General features: G+C 48.4%; 10 protein-coding genes. 6 read left to right on the forward strand and 4 right to left on the reverse strand.

Annotated features, from left to right (window positions below; all coding sequences use genetic code 11):
- Positions 1 to 300 precede the first annotated feature (300 nt).
- Complete coding sequence (locus H6F90_RS03980; RefSeq protein ID WP_190550444.1) at positions 301 to 603, forward strand: hypothetical protein; 303 nt, start codon at positions 301 to 303, stop codon at positions 601 to 603.
- Positions 604 to 847: 244 nt separating this feature from the next.
- Here H6F90_RS03980 and H6F90_RS03985 read toward each other — a convergent pair whose 3' ends face one another.
- Together H6F90_RS03985 and H6F90_RS03990 are read right to left on the reverse strand one after the other, a co-directional pair.
- Positions 848 to 1,522: a carbonic anhydrase gene (locus tag H6F90_RS03985; protein ID WP_190550446.1), complete on the reverse strand. Its 675-nt coding sequence runs from the start codon at positions 1,520 to 1,522 to the stop codon at positions 848 to 850.
- Between the two features lie 472 nt (positions 1,523 to 1,994).
- A complete protein-coding gene (locus H6F90_RS03990; protein ID WP_190550448.1) occupies positions 1,995 to 2,408 on the reverse strand; it encodes a hypothetical protein in 414 nt (137 codons plus the stop codon).
- Between the two features lie 218 nt (positions 2,409 to 2,626).
- Between H6F90_RS03990 and H6F90_RS03995 the strand changes: the two genes are divergently transcribed.
- Together H6F90_RS03995 and H6F90_RS04000 are read left to right on the forward strand one after the other, a co-directional pair.
- Positions 2,627 to 2,968 (forward strand): hypothetical protein, encoded by a 342-nt coding sequence (locus H6F90_RS03995; protein WP_190550450.1) that lies wholly within the window; start codon positions 2,627 to 2,629, stop codon positions 2,966 to 2,968.
- Positions 2,968 to 3,663 (forward strand): DUF6745 domain-containing protein, encoded by a 696-nt coding sequence (locus H6F90_RS04000; protein ID WP_190550452.1) that lies wholly within the window; start codon positions 2,968 to 2,970, stop codon positions 3,661 to 3,663. The genes H6F90_RS03995 and H6F90_RS04000 overlap by 1 nt, the downstream gene beginning before the upstream one ends.
- A 46-nt stretch (positions 3,664 to 3,709) precedes the next feature.
- Here H6F90_RS04000 and H6F90_RS04005 read toward each other — a convergent pair whose 3' ends face one another.
- Positions 3,710 to 5,572 (reverse strand): VWA domain-containing protein, encoded by a 1,863-nt coding sequence (locus tag H6F90_RS04005; RefSeq protein WP_190550454.1) that lies wholly within the window; start codon positions 5,570 to 5,572, stop codon positions 3,710 to 3,712.
- A 292-nt stretch (positions 5,573 to 5,864) separates the two neighbouring features.
- Here H6F90_RS04005 and H6F90_RS04010 point away from each other — a divergent pair, with 292 nt between their 5' ends.
- The 3 genes from H6F90_RS04010 (at position 5,865) to H6F90_RS04020 (ending at position 8,825) form a co-directional block, all read left to right on the forward strand.
- Entirely contained in the window at positions 5,865 to 6,617 is a 753-nt protein-coding gene (locus H6F90_RS04010; RefSeq protein ID WP_190550456.1) for a ParA family protein, read from the forward strand.
- A 1-nt stretch (position 6,618) separates the two neighbouring features.
- On the forward strand, positions 6,619 to 7,581 hold the full coding sequence (locus H6F90_RS04015) for a ParB/RepB/Spo0J family partition protein (RefSeq protein WP_190550458.1): 963 nt from the start codon (positions 6,619 to 6,621) through the stop codon (positions 7,579 to 7,581).
- Positions 7,582 to 7,769: 188 nt separating this feature from the next.
- A complete protein-coding gene (locus H6F90_RS04020; RefSeq protein WP_190550460.1) occupies positions 7,770 to 8,825 on the forward strand; it encodes a PDDEXK nuclease domain-containing protein in 1,056 nt (351 codons plus the stop codon).
- Positions 8,826 to 8,914: 89 nt separating this feature from the next.
- Here the strand turns inward: H6F90_RS04020 and H6F90_RS04025 are convergent, their stop codons facing one another.
- Positions 8,915 to 9,106: a hypothetical protein gene (locus tag H6F90_RS04025; RefSeq protein ID WP_190550462.1), complete on the reverse strand. Its 192-nt coding sequence runs from the start codon at positions 9,104 to 9,106 to the stop codon at positions 8,915 to 8,917.
- Between the last annotated feature and the right edge of the window lie 655 nt (positions 9,107 to 9,761).

Here is a 9,761-nt window from a genome sequence, read left to right on the forward strand (position 1 = left end):
GCAAAGCTTGCAGGCTTTGACGTTGGTAGGGAGTCGGCATCCCATCGAGCAAGTGATAGATTAGTTCTTGGGCGTGGGCAAGAATGTCCATTGTTCTTGCGGTCTATTAGTTTCACGCCCTTTCTGCCACCTTTTAAGCCTTGGTGCAAGATCTGAGTCAACAAAAAGAGGAATCAGATGATTGAAAACAAAGTTGTGATTATTACCGGCGCATCGATGGCATTTCACCTGATCGAGTCGCCAATGTTGTAGCGTTTGCAATCGACCAGCCAGAAGACACGAACGTGAACGAATTTACGATTGGACCAACCACGCAGCCTTGGTAAGGATAGTGCTGGGACTAGACCAGTGCGATCGCCTCCGGCGGGGCGTAGCTCATTGCAGCCGTGCAAGAGATTACCCAAGGTTGCGCAGAGTCGGTACTGGACTGTGTGGGCAGCGAGTCTGCAATGGCAATGGCGATCGGCAGTGCGCGTCCCGGTGGCGCGATTGGGTATGTTGGCGTGCCACACTAGCAGCCACAACTTTAATTTGGGACGTTTATTCATGCAGAAAATCACATTGCGAGGCGTTGCTACACCTGCCCGTGCTTACATTCGGTAAATTGCTAGCCGATACGGTGGCAGCCAAACTCAATGCTTCTGCGGTTCTCGATTTAACGGTTGATCTTGATGGCGTCCCCAAAGGATAGGCAGCAATGGATAGCCGGGAAGCAATCAAAATCCTGGTGCGACCTTAGGCTCGGGTCATCTCCGTCTTCAACATAGTGCCGAGCAAGCTTAGGCGTTAACGGACGCATTTCTGTCGACTGAATGACTATTCCAATGAAACGACAGGGTTTCCCTGATTACTGTGAAATAGCTGTAATCAATGGGTCGGGTACCGGGAAGGAGCGCTGCCTCAGCAGCGTAAACTGTCCTAATCCCGCATCATAAGCGAATACCTGACCAGTCTCGATTTCGTACATCCAAGCATGCAGATTCAGCTGCCTGCTATGCAACTTGGAGCGAATGACAGGATACGTTTCTAAATTCTCTATCTGCGTCAACACATTCTGCTCGATCGCGATCTTGAGCAATCGCTCGGGCTGCAGGTGCGCATAATTATCTAGCACTAAGCGCCGTGTGGCTTCTCCATGCCGCTTCAACCAGTCGTAGACTAGCGGCATCTGCTCACTCAGATTACCGATTTGCAGCAACCCCTTCATGGCCCCACAGTGGGAATGACCACACACAATGATGTCCCGCACCCCGACGCCAGCGACCGCATACTCTACCCCAGCGGCTTCAGCACTACTCGCGGCTCCATAAGACGGAATGATATTACCGACATTGCGCATCACGAAGAGTTCACCAGGCTGAGACTGCGTGATTAAGCAGGGGTCAATCCGGGAATCGGAACAAGTAATGAAGAGAACTTCGGGTGCCTGCCCGTTCGAGAGTCGTTCAAACAGGGCTCGATTTGTGGTGAAGTAGTCGCTGTGAAAGGCATTGAGTCCCTGAATCAGACCGGTCACTGACATAAATCGATTCCTCCTGTTGGCAAGGCTAGTGAGTGTGCTGGCACTGCATCCTCCAAGCGGATGTAGTTCTATCCTTCCCTGGCTACACACAAACCGTAACATTTTCCGTATTTCCGTAAAGAAATGCTAACAAGTGACTTGATCAGGGGGCCACGAGCACACGAACAAGCAAGATTAGCTGGGGCTAGCAAGGAGATGTCGGCAGAATTATTACTCTGGGGCAGAATGGTTGGACGTACCATAAGAATCCAAGACACACAAGATGGCTAGACCGCACTGCCTAAGTTTAAAGTGCTACGGCAGACAGATCCCCACCAATGCACTCTGAAGCTACTAGGAACTCACGAGAAGTTTCTAGCGTGCGATCGCCCCTTTACAGTTTTAGGGAGTCACACCTTCCTGTCTGCGGGTCCTGATGGTAAACAGAGGGCAATCGGCATCTTCACGACAGACCCATACATCATTCAAGAGCTCACTGACTGCTCAAAGGGTCTGAGGTTGAGCTTAGTAGAGCAGCATTAGTGCTTTCCCCGTCTAGCAGAGGCAATGACTCTAAATCCTGTTCGCTAATACCCAGAGCCAAGGCAAGCCTAAGTAATTCCGTCTCAGTAGGCTTCTGGCTGCCGTCTCGGATAGCAGCTAACCTCTTCAGGTTTAGCTTCGTGCTTTGTAGCTGATCCCAATTACAAGTAATGGCATGAGCAATGGATCGGTACCGAGGGCGATCGCGGGTTGTAGCCTGCCATCTATCTGCCGCTTCTGCCATCACTCGATAGCGTTCAACCCCTGACACAAACCCAATGCGAAAAAACTCTACGGCGATCTCGCTAGTGCAACCTGAACTTGCAAGACTCGCTCCCGTTGAACTAATTGACCGCTTACTCAACTCATTCTCTAGCAGCTGATTAGCTCCAAACGATTTGGGGGTATCGGCTAAGATTGAAACATCATTTGTCTCCTGTTCAGTGCATCACTAGTGCATGTTGCAGTTCATACCTGAGAAATGAGAAACCTCCCCGGCAAACAGCGACTAGTCATTGAACTAGGCATCACTCACCCACACTCATTCACAAGTTTGGCTCTCAACTAACCCATCACCCCCAAATGCTGCATAACCACAACAGCCCTCATGCGAATCAAATCGGTGTTCTGTATAGACACGGTGATGTGTTACTCAGGCGAATTGCTAGCTTACCGATTGGGACCCGAAAGCGGGAAGGAGCCACTCTAGCAGAGGGTGAACTGACGGGACACAGCCATCGTCTACAAGAGGCCAATGCCGTTCAGTTATGGGTGCAGGATAATCATCTGTTTCTGGAAGTTAAGGAATCCAGAGCCACTTTGGTTCATGAAGAGCATCAGGCCATTGAATTACCCCAAGGGGTTTATCGAGTTTGGCGACAGCGGGAATACCGACCTGATGCTTATGTAGAGGTCATGGATTAATGCGCTATCTGCTGTCAAACGGGCGGGTGCCGAGAAAACTAGCCAAGCCAAACCTCAGCCCCAATGAACCTGTATCGAGCGATCGCGCTCGTAAGCTGATTCTGGAGCATCGAGCTGGGGATGGCCTCAAGGTTCTGGGACCTCTAGATTTGCGTGGAGAACCCAGCCTCTACTCACTGCCTGAGAATTTAACTTGTGAGAGCTTGGATATCAGTGATTGTGTCAACCTCACAACGCTCCCTTTAGGACTGCATGTAACTCATTGGATTGAGTTAGCGGGAAGCGGGATCACTCGCTTACCTAAAGGACATGGTTTTGTTCTACGCTGGCGTGGCGTACAGGTCAGCGATCGCATTGCCTTTGAGCCGCAGTTGATGACAGGGCAAGATATCCTCAACACCGAGAATGCCGAATTACGTCGGGTGCTGATTGAGCGCTTGGGATATGAGCGGTTTTTACAGCAAGTGGGAGGGGTGATCCGCGATGCCGACACCGATACGGGAGGCGATCGCCAACTCGTCTGCGTCGCTTTTGAAGATGACGAACCACTCATGGTCTTAAGGGTCACTTGTCCCTCCACAGGGCACATTCATATCCTGCGCGTTCCGCCTGAGATGCGGAGCTGCCATCAAGCCGCCGCCTGGGTTGCGGGCTTTGACAATCCAGACGACTACCAGCCATTGATTGAGGCTTAACTGCGGCTCAATCAATGGCTGGTAGGTGATGCACAGCAACACCAATCTAGGAAGCTAGAGCCGGTTGCACAAACCGCTTGATTTCCCCACAAGCGATATAGGACTTGCCATCGGGTGCTGTCTTCACTTCATCCACGACATACAGCATCCCCTCTTCCCGAATGGAGCGAGGGAAGCGCATATTCCAATCTGGTTCATAGGCATCGGAGACTACTCTAGCGCGGAGTTTACTGCCCTCTTTGACACATTGCACTAACACACCATTGCCGACCGCATCCGTGGTGGAGAGAGCCGCCGCACTTGCAGGTCCGGTCGAAGCTTTACCCGTACTTGCAGGTCTGGAGGAGCGAGCCGCCACAAAGATATCCACTTCACCCGGTTTAGTGAAGCGAGTGATGTCACCTTTGACTCGATAAAAGCTGAGATCGCTGGATAGTTCTAGCCCTTCGACGACATAACGCGCTCCCTCGGCCCGGATGGCCCGAGGAAACTGAATATTCTTGGTCCCGTCATAGCCTTCAGATATGACTTTGACTCGCAGCTTACCGCCTTCGCGAACGCAGTGCAGTTCCACACCAGAACCCACTTCGCTCACGGTGGGCATGGCATATACCTCCTCACCCGCTGTGACTCCACGGCCGACGAGATCACTGCGGTTACGACTCATCGTCTGATAAGTCTGATCCCGTAATTCCTTACGCCCAGCGTTACCTAAAGCTTTTTGAGCGATGCGACCAGCAAAATACTCTAGCTGGTCGATCTCTTCAGCAATCTCAAAATTCTCATTTAATCCTTGATAGCGCAGGTCTTGGATCAAGTCGCGGAGGATTTGTTCAGCTGACTCATGCCTGCCATGTTCAGCCAAATCAAGAGCGGTCTCTTTGGCCTTAGCAATGGTCAGGCGGCTTAACTCCAGAATAATATGGCTCGAAGCTGCCATTGCCGCTTCCTCAACCGTTCCGACCCTAGCCACCACTTCTGTGGTTCCTGACACGCTCTGAATCAGGTCATCTTGAACCACATCCGCACTGTAGTGCAACTTCATTAGGGGCAGCTCACTTCCAGCAAGGGCCGCGATCGCCGCCTCAGAAATGGCTAAACTCAAGCCCAAGAGTTTGTCTTCGCCCTCATAAAGCTCTCCTAAGGAGAGCACCGTTGCCCCAGCGTCATTCTGGCTCACTTTAGCGAGGCTCAAGGTGTCAACTAAGCTGACTCCTGCTGCTAATTCCAGCGTCACAAGCAGATTCTGGCCTACCACTGCCCGGAGGCTGTCTAGCTCAATACTAAATACTTCAGCCGCTTCATCAATGCTCTGAATAAAGTAAAAGTTACCATTGGCCGCTCTGGCCATGCCAATTAAAAGATCTTCGTTGAAGCCTTGGGCAAACCCCAGGGTGGTGGTGACAATGCCTGCTTCTGCTTTTTGCCCTGAGGTTGCCGTCAATACTTTGGGGTCTTGAATCCCCATATTGGCATGGCCATCGGTGAGCAGCAGGACACGGTTGATTTTTTGCGGGTCTAGATGGGCTTTCACATACTCGCAACCTTTGAGCCATCCTCCTGACAAGTTGGTAATACCACCAGCTTGTACCCGACGAATCGCAGTTTTAAGCCCAGCTTTATCCGTCACGGACTGAGGAGATACAGCCGTATCCACAGCATCGTCATAAACGACCACGGAGAGCGTATCTTCTGGCTCTAGTTGATCCACCACCGACTCAGCGGCTTTGAGGGCGTGATGTAGAGGAGCACCTGCCATGGAGCCTGAGCGATCGATCACTAAGGAAAGGTTCAGCTGCCGTCGAGCAGACTCAGGGGTATCAGCCCGAAACCGCAGGAGCACGTTCGTCTTTAATGCAGCGCCCAGGGGTAGGATAGCCTGATCAAAGTCGTAACTCATCTGAATCATTTCGTCTTCCCTCTCCATCTGCCCAGGACAAATTACAAGCCTAATGTGCCCAATTCCGCAGCAGGCTTCACATCGCCTCCAGAATGGGATTGAACCGGCAACACCTTCTTGACCCTAAGGGACAAAGGCAAGCTTCGACCCATTTGAATTCCTACAAGGTATTGAACTTAGGCTTCATCTCTAGTCTGCTTTTTGTTCTTTGTCTAGCAGCAGCTACAAAACGTTCAATTTGTCATAGAATCAGTCAAATAAAGTGATTTTTTAACACAAAAATCCAGGTCTTGAGAAGAATATGATTATTGCGATCGCGAATCAAAAAGGTGGGGTAGCAAAGACAACCTCCACGATCGCGTTAGGAGGTTTATTAGCGGAGCAGGGTTCTTGTTTAGTTGTTGACTTTGACCCTCAGGGCAACTTAACCACTGGGCTAGGGGTAAAAATTCAACCTGATCAGAAAACGGCTTATGAAGTTTTGATCGATCGCAAGCAACAAGCAGCCGCAGCGATCGTTGAAACTAAAGCAGGCGTTAGTCTATTACCCGCCGACATTTCCCTTGCAACTGGAGAGAAGCAGATTCTAACGGTGGCAGACAATAGCCGAATTCTTAGAAAGAAGTTAAACCCATTACGTCAAGACTATGAGCATATTTTGATTGACTGTCCTCCTAGCTTAGGAATGCTGACACTAAATGCTTTAATGGCGGCAGATACAGTCTTAATTCCAGTTCAGTGTCAATTCTTTGCGCTTGAAGGGTTGCGACAACTGCTAGAAACCATCGATGGTATCCGAGATGAGGACACTCACCCAGAATTACAAATCTTGGGGGTTTTGCCAACAATGGCTGATCGCACGCTCACGACCCAAGATGCTCTCAAAACCCTACAAGCTAAGTTAACAGGCATCAAAATTTTTGAACCTGTCCCTAAATCAGTTCAGTTTCCAGAGTCAAATTTAGCCCGAGAACCCATCCATCAATACACCTCTGAGCAGAAACTAACCTCAGCGTATCGAGCAGTCGTTCAAGCAATTGTGGAGCAAGTGTGATATGGCCAAAAAACGCTTGTCAATGGCGGATGAAATGGAGTTTCCCAATAAGACAAGGCAATTTCTTGACTTTGTAGGAGTGACGCCTAATGTTCTGCTTCAAGAGCAAGAGGTAGAACCCAGCGATCAATATTTGTCGCTGGCTCAAATCCATTTACCTCCGCAGCAGCCTCGGCGCTATTTTTCACCTCAAGCAATGGACAGTTTGGTTGCTTCAATTCGTGAGCATGGTATCTTACAGCCACTATTGGTTCGTCCGTCCTTAGAGGGTGGGTATGAACTGCTTGCTGGGGAACGTCGCTACAGAGCAGCTCAAACCCTCAAGCTTGAAAAAGTGCCAGTTCTAATCCGAGATCTTGCAGATCAAGATGCAATCCAAGTAGCGCTTCTAGAAAATCTGCAAAGAGAGGATCTCAATCCAATTGAGGAAACAGAGGCAATCCTACAACTACTCTCAATTCGTTTAGAGTGCTCACCAGAAGAGGTCGTCTCTCTGCTCAATCACGTTGCCAATATACAAAAACAAGGTACTGAAATTACGAACAACGTTGTTCGTAGCCAATGGAAGCTTGTAGAACAAATCTTTTCGGTTATCGGCAGATTAAGCCCAGATAGCTTCCGTAGCCACCGTTTACCCTTACTCAATTTACCTGAAGACGTTCTCCATGTTTTACGGCAAGGCCAGCTTGAGTATACAAAAGCGCGAATAATTGCTCAGGTAAAGGATGTACAAGAGCGTCAACAGCTGCTTGCCGAAACTTTAGAGCACAATCTTTCAGTTAGAGAGATCAAAAAGCGTATCCATGAAATCCAGCCTACTAAAACTACAGGCGTTCCAAGCGCTTTACCAAACCGTATGAAGGATGTTTACCGACGGGTTAGGCAAGCCAAGATTTGGGAAGATCCAAAAAAGGCAAAAGCACTAGAGAAATTGTTAGGACAGCTTGAGTCATTGGTGGAGTGAAATTTTCACTGCTGTTTTTGCCATGAGGGAAATATTCGTTTCTCATGGAAAGTAAGTTTTAGAATTGAATAGTGCAAACGAACTAATTGTCCAAGCGGCACTTGGACGATTGAGTTACTAAGCTCTATCCACGGTAGAAGTAAATCTGCGACTGCTACATAAGTTGATCAATCGTATGAACTCAGACAGTGAATAGTTTGTCATCCAATGATTATGAAAAATTTCTGCGGGACCTGAAAGAACGGATTCGCAGCGCTCAGATTCGAGCGGCCTTAGCAGTTAATAAGGAGCTAGTGCTACTTTATTGGCAGGTCGGCAAAGATATTTTGAGTCGGCAACAGCAAGCTGGTTGGGGTGCAAAAATAATCACTCAATTAGCGGCAGATTTAAAGCGAGAACTTCCAGATATCAAAGGCTTCTCTCGCTCCAACCTCCTCTATATGCGAGCATTTGCTCAAGCATTTCCTGATGAATCAATCGTCCAAGATGTGCTTGGACAAATTACTTGGTATCACAACATTAGCCTGCTCGACAAACTCAAAGATGCTGAAGAGCGAGTTTGGTATGCAAAGCAAACAGTTGTACACGGCTGGAGCCGTAATGTGCTAGTTCATCAAATTGAAAGTGGGCTCTATCGAAGAATGGGAGGTGCCATCACGAACTTTGACCGCGCCCTACCCCAGCCCCAATCAGACCTAGCTCAACAATTAATCAAAGATCCCTATCATTTTGACTTCTTAAGCCTTAGCCAAGACGTACAAGAACGGGAGTTAGAAACTGCTCTAGTCGAGCACATTCGAGATTTTTTACTAGAGTTAGGCGTTGGTTTTTCTTTTGTTGGGAGCCAGTATCGCATAGAAGTAGATGGTGATGACTACTACATCGATTTACTGTTTTATCATCTAAAATTACGTTGCTTTGTAGTGATTGACCTCAAAGTTAAAGAGTTTCAGCCCGAGTTTTCAGGCAAAATGAGTTTTTATATCTCAGCCGTCGATGACTTATTACGGCATAGAGATGATAACCCCACCATCGGTATCATCCTTTGTAAAGGTAAGAAGAAGACAGCTGCTGAGTATGCTTTGCGAGATGTAAATAAACCAATTGGAGTATCAACTTACCAGTTACGGAATTCTTTGCCAGAATCGTTACGAGGAAGTTTACCAACTCCAGAGCAATTGGAAATGGAATTGGAAAGCATTTTACAAGGAATTGAAGCTTCGCCATCTGAGGATAGTGATTAAGCCAGACAGAATTCTTCAATCATCTTGACTCTAAATATAGTGAACTCGATCGTAGAGAACCTACTCAGCAAACACTAAGAGATTCATGCTCAACTATCGACCTTGGAAGTAGATGAAGAAGTTTTTGAAAGGCGATCGCCTTCCACCTTCTCTAATCCATCTAGAAGCAGCCGCCTCAGCTTTTGCGCTAGAGACAGCTCGGTCCACAGCGGATTATCCGAGTACGCCTCGTCAATTCGCTCTCTGAGTCCTTCAATGTCTACTGTTACTCGATCTGCCACAGTACCTGATTAGCCTGAATTTGTTACCCACAGCTTAACCTACTGGTTGTACCTCAACTTTATGTTCATTAATGTGATGCGGTTTGCATTGGATTACTGTATGCTGTATTCATGACAACGGTCATAGACTCTCGTCTCAGCTTCTAGCTAGAGGTATCCTGATAACGCTAGCTCTGAGGTCAAGACAATGAAGCTAGCTGCACTCAAACCACAGGCCTACGAAGCACAGAAATGTCTTAGCACCCTCAATGGGGCAGTTGTACAACCCTAGAACTTCGAAGCTGGAATGAAGCCACAGTTTACCAACTTGAGCAAAAGTAAGCTTGGATAAAGGCCTCACCAGGTTCACAGCCCGCAGTTGCTACAATGCCGGCCTCGATGCCTATAGCCTCCTTCTCTACAACTTCAACTCCCTACTCAAGCGTTGAGAGATGAGTACCGCCACCTCATCGTTGAGGAGTTTCTCGCTATCCTAAGGACGCTGGAGCACATCAACCTTGGCTTAAAGCAACTGTTCTTTTTCACCTTCACTTCATCAGAAGGGGAGGATGGCTGAGTCACGTCAGTCTCTAGAGGGCTCGTTTTTCTTTCTTTCCGTTGAAATTAGAAGCGATCGCGGGGCAGATCAGGTAAACTACCATCATCGAAAATCACT

It is taken from the genome of Trichocoleus sp. FACHB-591, from assembly GCF_014695845.1.
GTDB lineage: Bacteria > Cyanobacteriota > Cyanobacteriia > FACHB-46 > FACHB-46 > Trichocoleus.